The organism is Natronolimnobius baerhuensis (genome assembly GCF_002177135.1).
In the GTDB taxonomy this organism is placed as follows: domain Archaea; phylum Halobacteriota; class Halobacteria; order Halobacteriales; family Natrialbaceae; genus Natronolimnobius; species Natronolimnobius baerhuensis.
Genome location: NZ_MWPH01000002.1, coordinates 505,800 through 521,932 on the forward strand (window position 1 = coordinate 505,800; position 16,133 = coordinate 521,932).

The 16,133-nt window shown below is 61.3% G+C and carries 18 protein-coding genes; 8 read left to right on the forward strand and 10 right to left on the reverse strand.

Annotated features, from left to right (window positions below; genetic code table 11):
- Positions 1–21: 21 nt before the first annotated feature.
- A complete protein-coding gene (locus B2G88_RS08785) occupies positions 22–306 on the forward strand; it encodes a DUF5789 family protein (protein ID WP_054863796.1) in 285 nt (94 codons plus the stop codon).
- A gap of 3 nt (positions 307–309) precedes the next feature.
- Positions 310–1,008: a CPBP family glutamic-type intramembrane protease gene (locus B2G88_RS08790; RefSeq protein ID WP_054863797.1), complete on the forward strand. Its 699-nt coding sequence runs from the start codon at positions 310–312 to the stop codon at positions 1,006–1,008.
- Positions 1,009–1,037: 29 nt separating this feature from the next.
- Here B2G88_RS08790 and B2G88_RS08795 read toward each other — a convergent pair whose 3' ends face one another.
- The 5 genes from B2G88_RS08795 to B2G88_RS08815 all read right to left on the reverse strand — a co-directional run bounded on the left by B2G88_RS08795 (position 1,038) and on the right by B2G88_RS08815 (position 6,841).
- Positions 1,038–1,763, reverse strand: coding sequence for a diphthine--ammonia ligase (locus B2G88_RS08795; RefSeq protein ID WP_054863798.1), 726 nt, complete (start codon positions 1,761–1,763; stop codon positions 1,038–1,040).
- A gap of 44 nt (positions 1,764–1,807) precedes the next feature.
- Positions 1,808–3,088: a DUF373 family protein gene (locus tag B2G88_RS08800; RefSeq protein WP_054863799.1), complete on the reverse strand. Its 1,281-nt coding sequence runs from the start codon at positions 3,086–3,088 to the stop codon at positions 1,808–1,810.
- A gap of 102 nt (positions 3,089–3,190) precedes the next feature.
- Entirely contained in the window at positions 3,191–4,186 is a 996-nt protein-coding gene (gene sppA, locus B2G88_RS08805) for a signal peptide peptidase SppA (RefSeq protein WP_087714560.1), read from the reverse strand.
- Positions 4,187–4,494: 308 nt separating this feature from the next.
- On the reverse strand, positions 4,495–5,376 hold the full coding sequence (locus B2G88_RS08810) for a coiled-coil protein (protein WP_087714561.1): 882 nt from the start codon (positions 5,374–5,376) through the stop codon (positions 4,495–4,497).
- A gap of 385 nt (positions 5,377–5,761) precedes the next feature.
- Positions 5,762–6,841 carry a tubulin/FtsZ family protein gene (locus tag B2G88_RS08815; RefSeq protein ID WP_054863802.1) on the reverse strand — a complete coding sequence of 360 codons (1,080 nt, stop codon included), beginning with the start codon at positions 6,839–6,841 and terminating at the stop codon, positions 5,762–5,764.
- Between the two features lie 161 nt (positions 6,842–7,002).
- Here B2G88_RS08815 and B2G88_RS08820 point away from each other — a divergent pair, with 161 nt between their 5' ends.
- Positions 7,003–8,163 carry a Gfo/Idh/MocA family protein gene (locus B2G88_RS08820; protein ID WP_087714562.1) on the forward strand — a complete coding sequence of 387 codons (1,161 nt, stop codon included), beginning with the start codon at positions 7,003–7,005 and terminating at the stop codon, positions 8,161–8,163.
- A gap of 46 nt (positions 8,164–8,209) precedes the next feature.
- On the opposite strand, the gene B2G88_RS08825 is transcribed toward B2G88_RS08820, so the two are convergent.
- The gene (locus tag B2G88_RS08825) at positions 8,210–8,827 is read right to left on the reverse strand and encodes a universal stress protein (protein ID WP_054863803.1); all 618 of its coding nucleotides are present in this window, start codon (positions 8,825–8,827) and stop codon (positions 8,210–8,212) included.
- A gap of 68 nt (positions 8,828–8,895) precedes the next feature.
- Positions 8,896–9,033: a DUF7560 family zinc ribbon protein gene (locus B2G88_RS08830; protein WP_087714563.1), complete on the reverse strand. Its 138-nt coding sequence runs from the start codon at positions 9,031–9,033 to the stop codon at positions 8,896–8,898.
- A 127-nt stretch (positions 9,034–9,160) separates the two neighbouring features.
- Here B2G88_RS08830 and B2G88_RS08835 point away from each other — a divergent pair, with 127 nt between their 5' ends.
- Positions 9,161–9,544 (forward strand): VOC family protein, encoded by a 384-nt coding sequence (locus B2G88_RS08835; protein WP_054863804.1) that lies wholly within the window; start codon positions 9,161–9,163, stop codon positions 9,542–9,544.
- A gap of 21 nt (positions 9,545–9,565) precedes the next feature.
- Here the strand turns inward: B2G88_RS08835 and B2G88_RS08840 are convergent, their stop codons facing one another.
- Positions 9,566–10,024 carry a universal stress protein gene (locus B2G88_RS08840; protein ID WP_054863805.1) on the reverse strand — a complete coding sequence of 153 codons (459 nt, stop codon included), beginning with the start codon at positions 10,022–10,024 and terminating at the stop codon, positions 9,566–9,568.
- A 92-nt stretch (positions 10,025–10,116) separates the two neighbouring features.
- Here B2G88_RS08840 and B2G88_RS08845 point away from each other — a divergent pair, with 92 nt between their 5' ends.
- Complete coding sequence (locus tag B2G88_RS08845; protein ID WP_054863806.1) at positions 10,117–10,884, forward strand: SDR family NAD(P)-dependent oxidoreductase; 768 nt, start codon at positions 10,117–10,119, stop codon at positions 10,882–10,884.
- 14 nt (positions 10,885–10,898) lie between these two features.
- Here the strand turns inward: B2G88_RS08845 and B2G88_RS08850 are convergent, their stop codons facing one another.
- Entirely contained in the window at positions 10,899–12,131 is a 1,233-nt protein-coding gene (locus B2G88_RS08850; RefSeq protein ID WP_087714564.1) for an FAD-dependent oxidoreductase, read from the reverse strand.
- A gap of 174 nt (positions 12,132–12,305) precedes the next feature.
- Here B2G88_RS08850 and B2G88_RS19070 point away from each other — a divergent pair, with 174 nt between their 5' ends.
- From B2G88_RS19070 to B2G88_RS08865, 3 genes are all read left to right on the forward strand, one after another.
- Positions 12,306–13,082 carry a hypothetical protein gene (locus B2G88_RS19070; RefSeq protein ID WP_140408831.1) on the forward strand — a complete coding sequence of 259 codons (777 nt, stop codon included), beginning with the start codon at positions 12,306–12,308 and terminating at the stop codon, positions 13,080–13,082.
- Between the two features lie 153 nt (positions 13,083–13,235).
- The gene (locus B2G88_RS08860; RefSeq protein WP_054863525.1) at positions 13,236–14,033 is read left to right on the forward strand and encodes a YqcI/YcgG family protein; all 798 of its coding nucleotides are present in this window, start codon (positions 13,236–13,238) and stop codon (positions 14,031–14,033) included.
- Positions 14,030–14,608 carry a cysteine hydrolase family protein gene (locus B2G88_RS08865; RefSeq protein WP_087714566.1) on the forward strand — a complete coding sequence of 193 codons (579 nt, stop codon included), beginning with the start codon at positions 14,030–14,032 and terminating at the stop codon, positions 14,606–14,608. The genes B2G88_RS08860 and B2G88_RS08865 overlap by 4 nt, the downstream gene beginning before the upstream one ends.
- Before the next feature lie 13 nt (positions 14,609–14,621).
- On the opposite strand, the gene B2G88_RS08870 is transcribed toward B2G88_RS08865, so the two are convergent.
- Positions 14,622–15,866: a digeranylgeranylglycerophospholipid reductase gene (locus tag B2G88_RS08870; RefSeq protein ID WP_054863527.1), complete on the reverse strand. Its 1,245-nt coding sequence runs from the start codon at positions 15,864–15,866 to the stop codon at positions 14,622–14,624.
- Positions 15,867–16,133: the final 267 nt, after the last annotated feature.

Sequence of the window (16,133 nt, forward strand, 5' to 3'; positions counted from 1 at the left end):
TGGGCTTGCAAACGCTTTCATATGAGCGACGACGAGGACGACGACCCGGCAGTGTCACTCGGTGAGCACACGCCCGTCGAGGGTGCCCCACTGGCCCGCGTCAGTTCCCGACTCACCTGGCCCAAAGAGAAAAGCGAAGTCGCCCGCCTCGAGGGCGACAGCGTGATCCGAACGCCCGAGGGACCACAGGAACTGGCTGCCATCCTCGAGGACGTCGACGAGACGTACTTCCAGCGCCACCAGGAGTTCGAAACCCACATCCGATCCGTTATTGGAACTGGCCCGATTCCGACTGCAGACGAGTAATACGTGGCGACCGACGGCACCCACCGAACCGTTGGCTGGCTTCGCGACCAATTCAATCGCCTCTCGTGGTTTCAAAAGTCGATACTGGTGGGTGCAGTTCTGACGCTGCTGTGGATGCGCTACGTCCCCGGAGATCTCGGGGCACGGGTCGTCGTCGACCTGTTGCTTCTGGTCGGTGGCCCGCTCGCACTGGGACTCATTCACGGCCGCCACATTGGTTGGAATATCAACCGCGTCGCGATTCGAAACGCTGTATTGCTCTCGATGTTCGTCTTGCCGTTTTATCTCATCGGATCAACACTCCCCACGATTCGTCAGTTCTACCCGATGTGGGAAACCTCGGCTGCACCTGGCGAGTTCATTCCCCACGCGATCAAACTGTTCGCGATTGCGCTGGCGACTGAGACCTACTATCGCGGACTGCTCTGTGTCGGCGTCAAAGACATCGGGTTCAAGGCAGTGTTCATCAGCCCTATCGTCTACATGATTCACCACGCCTCGAAGCCCCCCATCGAATTCCTGCTCTCGGGGCCGACTGACGTGCTCTTCGGTGCGGTAGACTACAAATCAAACTCCATCCTGCCGTCCGTGATCGCCCACGGGGCCGGTCTCGTCCTCCTCGACTGGCTCGTCCTACACGACCCGCTGTTCGATCCGACGCCCGCCTTGCAGTATCTCGAGTGGCTGCCAGTGCCGCTGTGAACTCACGTCGGTGATCTCTCGCGTGAGAATCATTCGAGTCGCGCGTCCGTAATCCGCACCCGCCCGCGTGTCCCCTCCCACTCGCGCTCGTACTCGAGACCGAGTCGTTGGTCCATATGTGGGCCATCGACGACGAGCGTCTCAAACTCGCCGCCTTCACCCAAAATGTGGACGCCGTATTCGTCGTTGAGCGCCTTGAGGTCGGCAATCGCCTCGTGGTCCAGTGTGCGCCCGAGCCAGGATTCGTCGAGTCCCTGCGCAGCAACCTGGATGATCTTTATTTCGAAGCCGGCCTCGAGCATCGCGTCGACGAGTTCCCGAGGGTCTTCCTGCCACAGCGGCGCGAATAGCTCACAGTCGAGGCGGTCACACATCCCTTGAATGCGGTTCGTCTGGTACTCGCTTTCGACAGCGCCTGCGGTGACGCCGGCGATGCCGCCCTCGAGTTCGGCGTCAAGATCCACGAGTGCCGCCTCGAGTGGCTCGAGTTCGTCATCTCCCTGCACGCTCGAGTCCGGCACGGAGTCGGCCTCGAGATCACCGGGATCGACGTCGATCAGTTCGATACCCATGCTCTCGGCGGCCAGCGAAGCGAGGTCTGTCGCCGGAACATGATACATGTAGGAATCCTCGGATGGGTGAACGGTCACGAGTCGCTCGACGGACAGTCCGGCCTCGAGTGCCTGGTAGACGGCCCACGACGAATCTTTCCCGCCGGAAAAGAGCCCAATCCACGCGCCATCTGCGTCGCTCATACCGGCCAGTTGGTGTCGGAGAGTAAAGGGATGGCGAGTTTGCGTTACTGGTCACTCGAGTCCGCGCCCTCGTCAGTCGGAGAGTCAGAGTCCGACTCGGAGGGTGTCGGTCCGCCATCGGTGCGGCCCGACTCGGGCGTCGGAGTGGGATTCGCATTGGAGGCTGGCGGAGAGTCTGGATCGTCCGGTCCGTCGCCACCGCTTCCGGATTCGTCGTCGCTTACAGAGGCAGCGACTCGTGCCCCGATCAGACTCACGACGAGTGCAGTGGCGACGTAGATCGTCAACCGCTCGCCGCCGCCGATCTGGAAGCTATCGAGCGTGAGCGCTCCCTGTTCGATCCCCGCGAAGACGACGGGTCCGATCACGCCCTGTTGCTCGAGGAAGTACGCCGAAAACCCGCGAATCACGAGTCCAACGGCGACGACGATAAACGGCAGATTCCGGAAGGATCGCCGGACGGGTTCCTCGCTGATCGCCTCATCGAGCAGGCGACCCGCGCTTGCGGTCAGTGCTGCCATCGCGAGCCAGGGAACGCTATCGAACAGAAACTGCGTCGCCGGCACGAGCACGCCGGAGGGGTCCTCGAGATTCGAGACGCCGAGTGCGCCGATGAACAGTCCCACGAACGTCAACCCTATCGCGACGACATAGGTGACCACCGAGACCTGCCCGGAGTACAGCGCCTCCCGCACCTGATGGGAGAACCCGGTGAGGATTTCGTCGATGTTGAATCCCTTATAGAGCAAGAAGAGGCCGATCACGGTCGTGATCGCGGCTGCACCCTGTGCGGTCCCAATCTGCATCGCAAGCACCGGGAAGACGAGCAGCGTCAGTCCAAGCGGTACCAGCACCGTCTGGCGCAGTTCCTCGTCTGCGAGAAACTGCTTCAGGAGGTAGTACGTCGATTCAATGTCTCGAGCCTGGCGCACGACGACGCGGTCAACTGAATCGACGCGAACGCGACTCTCGACGATGGGCACCAGTCGCTCGTCTTCAGCGCTGTCGATCACGACGACCGCCGAGTCCGGATCGTAGTCCGCGATCAGGTCGTCCACCTGACGTGCCACTGCTCGGTCAGCCGAGACCATCGACTCACGGTCCCCCGAGACGACCGCGACGACGACGTCTTCGTTCTCGTCGCGCAGGTCCTGGGCAACTCGAAGCGTCTCGAGCAGGGAGTTGACGCCCGAATCCTCGGGATCTGCGAGCCCGATATCGGTCACGAGCGCGCGAACTGCCTCCCAGCCGACGATTGGTGAGCGAAGCCCAGTCTTACGGCCCACATCGTCAGTCCGGTCGAGGCAGACGACCAGCGTTGTCACGAGTGTCGTTCCATGCTGTGGAACGATAAAACCACTTACTCTTCGACCGTTGCACCGCTGGGAATCGCTTCCCGACTTCCCCGTCGGCAGTAACGGGTGCGATCAGGTTCGCAATCGGAACTCCCGATTCTCGGCGAATCCGGTCAGGCCAGCCCCGAACGCGTATGCAACCTGCTGTGCGCCCGCACCAACCCGCGCCATCAGCGGCCGCTCCGGTTCGAACTCCTCGATGTCAATCGCGTCGGCCTCGAGGCGGGTCTCGAGTTCGGCTTCGATGTCGCGGCGGGTGCCGAGTTCGTCGACCAGTCCGAGGTCGTGTGCCGACTCGCCGAGGTAGATGCGCGCTTCGGTGTCGCGGATGAACTCGGCGTCCATCTCGCGGCCCTCGCTGACGCGCTTGACGAAGGTTTCGTAGTAGTCATCGATCACGCCCTGCAGGTACTCACGTTCTTTCTCCTCGAGTTCTTTGAGCGGTGTGCCGGCGTCTTTGTACTCGCCAGCCGCAAAGCGCTCGTAAGAGAGCCCAGCCTTCTCCGCGAGGTCGCTTGCGTTGACGCGCGACCCGATCACACCAATCGAGCCGACGATGGAGCCCTCGCGCGCCCAGAGTTCGTCACAGCCGCTTGCGATCCAGTAGCCACCACTGGCACAGACATCCGTCGTGTACGCCACGGTTGGGCCGTCGAATCGCTCGGCTGCGAGTCGAATGTCGTCGCTCGGGACGACCTCGCCGCCAGGCGTATTGAGTTTCAACAACAGTGCGTCGACGTTCTCGTCGTCATCCGCGCGGTCGATCTGCTCGACGATGTCGTCGGCCGGTGTCGAACCCGGACTCGAGGGGAGCGGGCCGCCGCCCCCATCGCGCGTGATTGGGCCATCGACGGCAACCTCGGCGACGTTGTAGCCGGGAAACAGCGACCCAGCGACGTTGCCGCCGATTTTGAGCCCGACCAAGACGGCACCGAGGGCAAACAGGATGCCAAACAGATCTGTCAGCGTCGTCGGATAGTAGACGAACAGTCCAATTCCGGCCGCAGCAAACACGACGACCGCGAGTAAGACGACCGCGAGTGATCCAAGTCCGTTCTTACTGACCATCGCTTTCGCTGGCACCTCGATTCATGCTCGAGTCTGTGTCTGCCGCCCGGTTAACCGTTACCGTCGGCGACGCCGCGGCTCAAGCCAGTGTCGCTACTCGGTGCGTCTCATCGCAGTTCGTCGAAAACAGCAGTCACCGATCACTGCAGTACGTCGTTTCACGTCGCGACCAACGGTCTTGTGCAGTTGTCCACTCCATCCTCAGCACTCGGCGAAACGACAGCTCTCGAGTCGTGAGTTGTCGTCGGACGGAAACACGTCCGCCGAAAGAGAACGTGGGACGAATCGAACAGTCCGAGAGACGACCCTTAGAGCAGGCCAGTCTTCTGGAGCTTCATCAGGTCCTCGGTGTCGAGAGTTTCGCCTTCCTTGAACTTCTGATAAATCTCCTCGGCCTCCTCTTTGGCCGCTTCTTTCTTCTGGTCGCGAGCGGACTTGCGCTCTTCTTCTTCTTCCTTGTCCAGTTCGCGCAGGCGCTTCTGGACGCGCACGAAGTCTTCGTGGTGCTGGTCGGCGGCCTCCTGGGCCTCAACGAAGGACTCGTGCATCTCGTCGGCTTCATCACGGATGTCGTCAGCCTCGCGATAGGCCTCGATCATCTGGTTGTGATGTTCCTGGGCCTTGTCCGCAAGCTCCGTCACCTTCTGGTGGTGCTGGGAGGCTTCCGAGCGAACTTCCTCAGCTTCCTCGACGAGCCCTTCGAGATCCTCGTTCTGGTCGAGTTTTCCCTTGCGCTCTTCGTACTCCTCGCGCTTGGACTCGATCTTCTCGATGAGTTCCTGCTCTTCCTCACTCGAGAGAACTTCGGTCTGCTGTTTGAACTCGAGTTGCTCGATTTCTTCCTCGAGTTTGTCGAGGTCCTGGCCCTCGTCGAGTTCCATGTCGGATTTGAGCTTTTCGACTTTGTCGAAGAGCTTGTTGGCCTCGGCGTTGAGTTCGTTACGGCTCTCTTTGTGCTCTTGAACCTGCTCGTTGAGCTCGTCGCGCTGCTCACGGTGTTCTTGAGCTTCGTCGACCTTCTCGCGCGTTTTGGCGTTCAGGTCGTCGCGGCTGGAGGCGCGCTCGGAGGCCATCTGGTTGAGATCATTTCGCCGATCTCGCAGTTGGCCTGCCATTTTGATAAGCTCGCCTTTCGATTTGTTTGCTAGGTCGTCCTCTGTCAGTTCGATGTTTTTCGATTCGTCTACCATGTGTTAGTCAATCCTCTGTGCCATACCCGCACCGGGGTGACAGGGTGCCGTCGTGGCTCCGTGGAGAGAGCGACCGCTCACGATTTGCGAAACCTGGTGAATAAGATTTCCTGTCATTGATCGTCGAGCGATACGCGCCCCGATGGCGTTCTGGTACCGATAGCTACTGTCGCCTATAATTTAAATGTACCGGTCCTTCAAACCGTGAAAACCGTTAGCAGGGACCCTGTTTGAGCCTGTTGGACACTCACATGGTCCGAAACACCATATATAAACTCAGCTGCTCAAACGAGTCCAGTCTAAGCGATACTGTAGCCTGAATCGTCCGAACGAATCCAGCCACGAAAGGGGTCACTTATCACGAAACTACCCGCCAGCTGCCGCCTCAAAAGAGATTCTCGAGGCGGTCGTCCGTCAGCGCTTCGGCGCGGTCCGTTTCGGTTTCCTCAGCGTTTTGTGCCTCGCGTGCGCGCTCCATGAATTGCTCGAGGCGGTCCGAGCGTTCGGCCCCGCCGAGCAAGACGAGCGCGCCGAGTCGGTCGCTGTCGAGCGGAAAGTCCCCACCACGGACCTGCATGCTGTCTGTTTCCTCCTCGAGCCAGCGTCGGGATTTCTCGACGCCTTTGCGCGGGATCGCCTCGGGTCTGCCGGCGATAACGAGTAGCGCGGAATCGGCCTGGGTCGCGTCGGGGAGACTCGTTCCAGTCAAGAGTGCCTGACGGGAGACTGTCATCGTCGTTCGCAGGTTGTCGCTTGCGTCTTCGGCGGCGACTTCGCTTGCATAGCCAAGCACCGAAATCCCGCCCGAGCGCAGGGTGTTGATGACCTCGCTCGAGTCGACGACGCTTTCGCCCACGCCGTCGACGGCCTCGCCGGAGGCAAACAGCAAGCCAACGCGTTGGGCGATCTTGCCGTTAATGCGGTCGAACGCGCCGTCCATGCTCTCGCCCTGTTCGTGCCAGGCGTCGTTGTCGATCAGCAGCGTCGAGTCGGCTTCGCGTGCTAACGTCTTCAACGAGCGACCCGCGTTAGCCTGATACAGCGCGCCTTCGTTCTGTCCGGGCAAGACGCCCAGTGCGTAGACTGGAATGTCATGAATTTGCTGTAAGTTGTGCACCAGCACCGGCGCGCCGCCGCTTCCCGTCCCACCGCCGAGACCGGCGACGACGACAATCGCGTCAGCACTCGAGGTGATTCGTCCATCGAGTCCGCCGAGGACCTCCTGGATATCCGATTGCATGACCTCTGCACCGAGTTCGTTGTCCCCACCGACGCCGTGTCCGTTGACACGGTCTGCACCGATCAGTTGGGTATCGACGAACTCGAGCGATTGGAGGTCGGGTTTCGCGGAGTTGACGGCCAGGGCACCTTGGACGGCTCCATAACCCATGTTCGCGTCGAACTGGGCCAGCCGCTCGGTTACCTTCCCACCGGCCTGACCGACTCCGATCAGGGCTACCTTCATACACGTCTCCTCGAAACGAACCCAGTTGAACGTTCCGATGAATGTGTTTCACAGTTACACGTCACAACCGAAATGAGTCTGTCCGCAACCTGAGCACGTCTCGAGCGACCCCAATCTCCGCGACGGAAACGTCTAACTGTATCTATTGTGAACACGAACCTATGTCACTCGAAGTCGGTGTTCTCGGCTATCGATTCATGGGAAAGGCACACGCAAACGCCATGGCGCGACTGCCAATGTTCTTCCCGGACGCACCCGAGATCGAACGCAGCGTACTGATCGGCCGCGACGAAGACGCACTGAGCGATGCCGCAGACCAACTCGGGTTCGACCGCACCGCGACCGATTGGGAGGACGTTGTCGATGACGTCGACGTCTTCTACAACCTCGGCCCGAACTTCGTCCACGCCGAGCCGTCCATCGCCGCCCTCGAGGCCGGCACACCCGTTTTCTGTGAAAAGCCACTCGCGCCGACGCTCGAGGCGGCCGAGGAGATGGCCGAGGCGGCCCAAAACGCCGGCTCGGACGTGCCTGCGGGCTGTGCCTTTAACTATCGGTTCGTTCCCGCCATCCAGTACGCCAAGGGGCTGCTCGAGGCGGGCGAACTCGGCGAGATTCACCATGTACGCGGCCAGTACTTACAGGATTGGCTGATCGATCCCGAAGCGCCCTGGTCGTGGCGCAACGACGAGGAGATGGCTGGCTCGGGTTCGCTCGGCGACCTCGGCGCACACACCATCGACCTGATTCGGTTCCTCGTCGGCGACGACGACCTCGCGGGCGACATCGACCGACTCAGCGGGCACCTCCAGACGTTCGTCGACGAACGCCCCGTTCCCGGCGCGGACGGCGGCGCACTCGACAGCGCTGGCGGTGACAGCACCGAAACGAAACCCGTCACCGTCGACGACGCCTACTCCGCCCAACTCGAGTTCGAAAACGGCGCAATGGGTGTTCTCGAGGCCTCGCGCTTCGCGAACGGGCACAAGAACGACCACTCCATCGAAATTCACGGCTCGAAGGGCAGCCTGAAGTTCTCGCTCGAGCGCCTGAACGAACTCGAGGTGCTGCGCGAGGACAGTCGCGGCTACGAGACGATTCTGGTCACGGACGAGGACGACCCCTACGTCGAGCACTGGTGGCCACCGGGCCACGTCATCGGCTGGGAGCACACGTTCGTCCACGAGAATTACGAGTTCCTCTCCGCCGTTGAGAACGGCGACGAGTTCAACCCGAGCTTCGAGGACGGCCTGGCCGTCCAGCGCGTGCTCAGCGCCATCGGGGACAGCGACGAGCGCGGCGAGTGGGTCACGCTCGAGTAATCAACTGCGTCGTTGCGAGTCGGTTTTTGGTTCTTGACTGAGTCAGTTATTGCGGCGGCCGCGCGACGCGCGTCTCGCGCGAGACGGCATCGACGTGGACGTGAACGCGTTCGTCCGCGAGTTCGACCGGGACGATCCAGGAGGCGCTGGTCCGATGAGGTTGCTCTGTGAGCGGTGCCTCGCGGTCGTAGCCCTCCGCCTCAAGTGCGTCGCGGGCGAGTCGTTCGGCCTCGTCGGCGTCCTCGATGCGGAGGTCTTCGGTCAGCCGAACGGTGACGACCGGCGTGTCGGACATGCGGACGACGCGTTCGGTGACGCTGCCCATCAGCACGCGGTCGAGGCCGGTCCGGCCCTGCGTTCCCATGATGACCATATCGATGTCGTGGGCGTCAGTATAGTCGAGAATTTCCTCGTGTGGAACGCCGTGCTCGACGGCTGTGACAACGTCGACGCCCGCGGCTTCGGCCTCGAGTTGGACGCGTTCGACGGCCCGGTGGGCGGCGGGCGTGGCCTCTTCGGCCTCGAGCGTGCCGAGTGGGCCTTCAGGGACAATCGAGAGCGCGTGGACAGTGGCACCGAACTGATCGGCGATGGCCAGTCCGTGTTCGATTGAGCGCCGCGTTCCATCGCTTCCGTCCGTCGGGATCAGCACGTCCTGATACATGTACCCATACTTCGGACTCGAGCATCATAAACTCGCAGCCAGAATCGGACGCCTGCGGGCTGATATCCTTACGCTGTCGCGAAATCGGCTGGCGAAATTGGCGTGCCACAGAACGGGCACCCACTCTCGAGGGTGGCGACACGCTCCGGGCGCTCGAGGGTGAGTTGCTGGACGCACTCCGGGCAGCGGAAGTGGTAGGGGCTCATAACAGCTACTAGTAGTCCTCACTCGGGCATAGCCCTGTAACCACGATATCAGGGCTGTTTACATACCACCCGCAATGGACGCTCCGGAGACGGAACGATTTATACAGGTCGCGTCTGACCCGCAAGTATGGAGGTTCACCACACGGCAGTGCGCGTCTCGGATCTCGAGGCAACGAAAGCGTTCTACGAGGACGGTCTCGGCCTCGAGTTCTCGAAGGAATTCACCACCGGCGACGGCGTTCGCAACTACTACGTCACCGGCGACGATCTCGAGACGGAGATTCAGTTCGCCTACGATCCGGACAGTGACGACGAGATCGAGCCCGACGGCATCGTTCACCTCGCGCTCCTCGTCGACGACGTCTCGGAGACGCTCGAGACACTCACCGAGCGAACCGATTGTGAGGTGCTGCGTGGTCCGATCACGGTCGACGCGGTCAACGCTCGCGCGGTCTTTGTCGAAGATCCGGACGGCTACGAAGTCGAGATTTTCGCCCACCTCGAGGAATAACAGGTTGTCGCCCTGCGGTCGTTACTCCTCGCTGCTCCGGACGAACGTCACGGGACACGGCGAGGACAGCAGCACTTCCTGTGCTGTCGAGCCGAAGACGGCCTTGCCAGTCGGCGAGCGCTTGCGGCCACCGACGACGACGCGGTCGGTGTCGGTCTCGCCCGCCAGATCGACGATTGTCGAGCCATGTTCGCCGACGGCACCACGGGTCTCGTAGTCGACGTCGTATTCATCGAGTGACGCCTTCAAGTCACGAATCGTCGAGTGTCGCGCTGCGACTTCGTCGGGATCGATTTCGTCGAGTTCGGTGTCGAACTCGAGGCGGTCGATCACCTCGTCGTACTCGTCGTCGGTGAAGACGTGTGCGAGGACGACGGTTGCATCGGCTGGCGCAGCGACTTCGACGACGGCTTCAGCGAGGTCGTCGATTCGGTCAGCATCTCCCGGTCCAACGGCCAACAAGACGGTTTCCAGTGTCATGGCTGTGCGTTTCTCGTGTACCGACGTAAATCCATGTGTCTCAGTCACACCGTTTGCAGATGCTTTTTCCACCTCGTCAACAACTAGTCGGTATGAACGGACCTGATCTCTCGGACCGAACAGTGCTCGTCACGGGAAGCGCCGGCGGCGTCGGTCGCGAACTCCTGCTCGCGATGGCCGACTGCGGCGCGAACACGGCCGTCCACTACCACTCGAGTGCCGATGCGGCCCGCGAGGTTGCCGACGACACACTCGAGCGCGGTGCAAACGACTCGATGACGGTGCAGGCCGATATCACCGACCCCGAAAGCGTCGACGGCCTCTTTGCCGCTGTCGAGTCCGAACTCGGTACTGTCGACGTACTCGTGAACAACGTCGGCGACTTCGCGCCCGCCCACTGGGAAGACCTCGAGTTTGAGACGTGGAATCGTGTCCTCGAGACGAATCTCAACGGCACCTATCTCTGCTCGAAGCGAGCGCTGCAGAACATGCGCCAGCGCGACGAGAACGGCGACGCGAACGGAGACGACTACGCCCGAATCGTCAACATCGGCTACGCCTCGAGCGAGAAGGGCCTCGTCAGCCCGACAAACTTCCCCTACTTCGTCGCGAAAGCGGGCGTCTTGATGTTTACACGGATGCTCGCCGCGGATACGCAGGATGACGGAATCACCGTCAACGCCATCTCGCCGTACGTCGTCGAGAACTCCGACGAATTCCCGGAGGAACTGCCTCGAGACCGTCCTGCGAGTTTCGAGGATCTGATCCAGCCGCTGTATTTCTTCCTCGATCCCGAGGCGAGGTACATTAGCGGCGAAAATATCGAAGTCGACGGCGGCTGGCTGCCCGAGACAGTGTAGGTGAACAACCGCTATCAGTAAGTGCGCTCGAGCGAGACGACATCGGCGTCCGCCGGCCCGCTCCCGTCGAATTCGGCGACGTACGCGTCGAGTTGATCGGGGTCGTCCGCACCCGGCAGTGTGCGCTCGGCCGTGCGACAGGGTTCCTCGACGCCGAGTCGGTCACTGACCAAATCCGCCGTCGCCTCGGCCATCGCGCGGTAGGTTGTCAGTTTGCCGCCGACAATCGAGGCCATGTTCGCGACGCCGTCGCCGTCGTGCTCGAGCAGGAAGAATCCGCGCGAGATCCCGCGTGACTGGCGAGTAGCCTCGTCGGGCGCGTACAGTGGGCGGACACCCCACCACGTTCGGAGCTGTTCGGCGTCGGCGACCGGCGGCAGCATTTCGGCACACTCCTCGCGGACGCGCTCGAGTTCCCACTCGGCCGTATCGTACTCGTCGGGGTCGTCCACGTCGACGCTCGTCGTGCCGAGGACGACTTCGTCCGTGTGCGGGAGGACAATATCGCCGTCGTCGGGGTCGCGACACCGGTTGAGAACCGGCTCGAGGCCGTCGTACGCGACGGAGACCATCACGCCGCGATTTGGCTGCATTGCGACGTCCGCGCCCGCCATCGCGGCAACGCGGCCAGCCCACGCGCCGGCGGCGTTGACGACGAACTGCGGTTCGACGCGCTCGGCCACGTCCCCGCCGAGGTCGACCGCAGCGATTTGGCCATCCTCGAGATGCATGTCTTCGACCGGCGCGTGCGTGAGCACTCGCGCGCCGTGATCCTGCGCGTCCGCAGCGTTCGCGGCGACGAGTCGCGACGGGTAGACGACGCCGTCCGGCACCTCGAGTGCGCGTCTCACTGCCGGCGAGAGATCCGGCACTCGCTCGCGGGCTTCCTCGCCCGTCAGTTCCGTCGTCGGGATTCCGATCTCCTCGCAGGCGTCGCGTTTGGTGTCGAAGTAGTCTGGGTCGTCCCCCTCGAGTTCGACGAACAGGCCGCCGGTGTCGCGAACGCACGCGCCGGCGATGTCGCCGAGAATCCGGCGTTCGCGAAGACACTCCTCGGCACCGTGCCGGTCGCTTTCGGCATACCGCGCGCCGCTGTGGCAGAGGCCGTGGGAACGACTCGAGGTGCCCGCGGCGAGTCCGCCGCGGTCGACGAGGGTTACGTCGAGGCCGCGCAGCGCGAGGTCACGTGCGGTTCCGGCACCCGTCGCCCCGCCGCCGATAACGAGGACATCCGTCTGAATCACCATACGGGAGCCAGGGCCTCGAGCGGAAAACGTCTGTCCCCAAACGTAAAACTGACAGCTGGCGACCGGGGTTGCCTCCGTGAGAGAATCGAACCTGCAGACTCTGGTGAATTACCGTCCTACATCGGGTAGTGACAGTACGAGAGAGTTATAGTAGTTCTGTTTCAAATAAAACGTGTGATTGATTCCTCCACAATAGGGATTATTTTGCTTGGCGCTTCGGCCGTGTTCCTCATCGCTTCTTTCAGAACAGTCTCCAACTACAGAGATATGACAACCATCAAATCGGAACGGAAGGCGACGCTGGAGTCCAATGATGTTGTCTCGGGGCGTGTCGATGTAACCACGCCAGCGTCACTCTCGAGCGAACTACCAGCGCTGGATTCCTCTCGAGAACCGGCGGTTATCGTATGGCGCACACAACGTCCCAGCAACTCCGGGGGACTGAGTACTGTTGATGGCGGAATTGCAACTGGATCGTTCACGATTCAGGACAATGGGAGATACGTACGAGTGACGAGCAACCAATTGGTTGCTGATTCCTCAGGTGTCTTTGATCCATTCAACTCCTCCCACGTGGTAGGGTCTCCAGAGCGAAGCGTCCGACTCACTGATCCGACATCACTTGATCGATTCCTCACCCGACTTGGGATTCTCGGGGAAGATGGGCTACTCGGATGGCAAACCCTTCCACTCAGCGTACGGCGCGCAGGGGAACCGACTCGCTATGAGGAAACATCAATCAATCACGGTGATGAAATCACGATTCACGGTGGTGAACTGATAGAAACATCGGGAGATCCACTGCTACAGCATTCCGATGAAAACCAACTGACAATTATCGACTCAACGCTGGATGAGAAGTTACGAGAATTGAAACTCCTGGCAGGCCAGCAGTTCGTGATCGGAATTCTGTTGATCGCTTTCACTGAGGTCGTCTCGTGGATGCTGTGAGTATCACCTCAATTTGGTCGTCGTGAATCGCGATACGTGTGTCTGTGTGTGTTCACCTACTTCTCAGCACACTTCATGGTGGATCCGACACACATCAGGACGAGTTCACGGAACTCTCGATACATACATCTGTTCGGCCGCGAACGATTTCGTATGAACGAGCCTGGCATCCAGTCGCTGATGGACCAGGAAACGCTCGACGACCGTGTCCGCGCCGGCGAGATGCCCTCGTGGGTCGCTGCCCACTGGCACTCCTTTCAGGACGGCTTGCTCGGCCAGCGAAACGAGACGCCGTTTCCCTGCTTTTTCGGCGCTGAGTCTGTCCACCAGGGCGAGCCGCTCTATACCGCCGTCCCGTCGATGAGCGACGCCGACGCGCTCGTCTCGCTTCGCGACACCATCCTCGAGTATCTCGAGGTCTATTGTGACCACGCCGAGCGTGCGTCCTTGGTCACGTTCTTCAAACCGCCCGAGGAGCCCCTTTCGGAGCAGGCGTATCACGATGCGCTGTGGCACATCCTCCAGACGCTGCATGTCCACGACACCGAACCCTGGCCGGCGGACATTCCAACCAACCCCGATGATTCACGCTGGGAGTTCTGCCTCGGCGGCGAGCCTATGTTTCCGACCTGTCGCGCGCCGTTTTACGACGACCGAAAGAGTCGCTACTGTCCCATCGGCCTCGAGATCACGTTCCAGCCGCGGACGCTGTTCGAGTCGCTGTCGGTGACGGCCGACACAGAGGCAGGCCAGCACGCACGCGACGTGATTCAGGACCGCCTCACGGAGTACGATGGCGTCTGTCCCCACGCCGATCTGGGTGACTGGGGCGTCGAGGGCGACCGCGAGTGGATTCAGTACATGCTTTCGGCGGACGAGACGCAGGCCCCCGAAACGTGTCCGATCACGGTCACGCGCGAGCATCCCAAGCCGGCGGCGCGATTGTCATGACGGGTGGATCGGAACCGTTCGAGTCGCTGCCGGACAACGCCGTCCTCGTCCTGATCGATCTCCAGGAGGGCTTTGACGATCCCGTCTGGGGGACGCGAAACAACCCCGACGCCGAAGTGCGGGCCGAATTGCTGCTCTCGCGCTGGCGCGACACTGACCGGCCCGTCGTCCACATTCGCCACGACTCGAGCGAGGCCGACTCGCCGCTGCGGGGCGACCAGCCGGGATTTGTGTTCAAACCAGAAACAGCGCCAATGGATGGCGAGGCGACGTTCGTCAAGTCAGTCAACGCCGCGTTCGTTGACACCGGTCTCGAGGACTGGCTTCGAGAACGAGGGTACGAAACGCTCGTCATTGCGGGGCTGACGACGGACCACTGCGTCTCGACGAGTACGCGACTGGCGGAGAATCTCGGCTTTTCGCCGATTGTTGTCGCGGATGCGACCGCAACGTTCGACCGAACGTTTGACGGCGAGCACTTTGACGCAGAAACGATGCATCGAACCGCGCTCGCACAACTCGAGGATGAGTTCGCAGCGATTGTTCGAACCGAAACTCTCCTCGAGTCGGTCTAACCGTCGCGCAGCGTTACAAGAAGTCCGAGAGTTGCAGTTCTTCTCGAGCGAAGCGTTTGAGAAGCGGCAGGTCGTCGGCGTGTAGCAGTTTGGTGATTGCAAACGGGTTTCCTTTGTTCGCCTTCGCCAGCGTATCGTCGTCGAGTCGCTGGAGGTCTGCCATGAACTGGTCGTAGCGCTCGTCCGAGGCGAGATAGAGCAGTTTCGTCATCAGGAGTCGCGCACGCATGTTCGGTGCAACGTCGCGATGCCAGAGTGTCTCGTAGACTTCGAGATTTTCAGCGGTCGGCTCGAGGTTGCCGTGTTTGAGACAGCTGTCGACCGTTGCGGCGGCCGCGCGGCCGGATTTCATACACTTGTGAATGCCTTCACCCCAGAGCGGGTCGACCGTCGGCACGGTGTCGCCAATCGCCATGAACCGGTCGGTGTGCATCTGGCCGGGCATCTGGATGTGTGCCGAGCCGCGGTGCATCTTCCCCTCGAGTCGGCTCGCGTTCTGCAGGCGCGGATCGGTATCGAGCCAGTGCTCGAGGTAGTCGTCGACGGTGAAGTCGTCCTTGCCGTACCGGTGGTACTTCTCGTTACGGATGTAACAGAGGCCGACCTTGGCGGTGTCTTCGCCAGTGTGGAAGATCCACGAGTAGCCGCCGGGTGCGAGTTCGTGGTCGAGACGCAGCATCATCGCGTCGTGGAGATCAGCAAAGCCGGGGCGGTCGATGTCGATGCCCTCGAACTCGTACTCGATCCCAATTGCGTGATTCTCGTGCGAGAGGTCGCTGACGCCGAGTTTCTTCGCGAGCGGTGCGGACGGCCCCGTCGCGTCGATGATAATCTCGCCGTAGACTTCCTCGTCGCCGTTGACCGTGACGCCGACGATTTCGCCGTTCTCCATGATCGGCGCGGTGACGCGCGAATCGAAGCGATACTCCGCGCCGTCGTCACGGCTATCCTTTACGAGGTAGCGCTTGAAGTCCGCGAACTCGAGGACTGCGCCGGTCTGGTTCTGGACGTAATGGTCGTGTGGCGACTCGAGGACGACCTTGTCGGTGTACTGCATGACGACATCGTCGGGGATGCCGAAGGCAGCCATCATCGACGGGAAGGTTCCGGCGGTCGATTTGTTACTCTGGCGCGGGAACTCGTCTTCCACTTCAGTCTCCAAGACGACGACGTCGTAGTCCCTTGCTGCGAGGTCGCGAGCACACTGGGCTCCGGCGGGACCGGCACCGGCAATCACCACGTCGTAGCGATTATTCATGTCCATGCGATTCTCTCGGATCCTAATGAGTTTATTCAGTCGTATCGCAACCTCTGATTTCTTATATGTCCTTTCTCGAGCGGTCGGAATGCGACACACTGGGTCCACGTACACATCGTATTTCACACTGTATATCCCCAGATACGTCGTGCTTGGGGGTCTGTCGCCGCTTCGGTGTGTCTATGTTGGTGACAGCCATCTTCGCCGACCGGAACGCTCTTACCTGACTGACTGGTTAGTTAGTTCAGTGACGACGCGAGACGGACC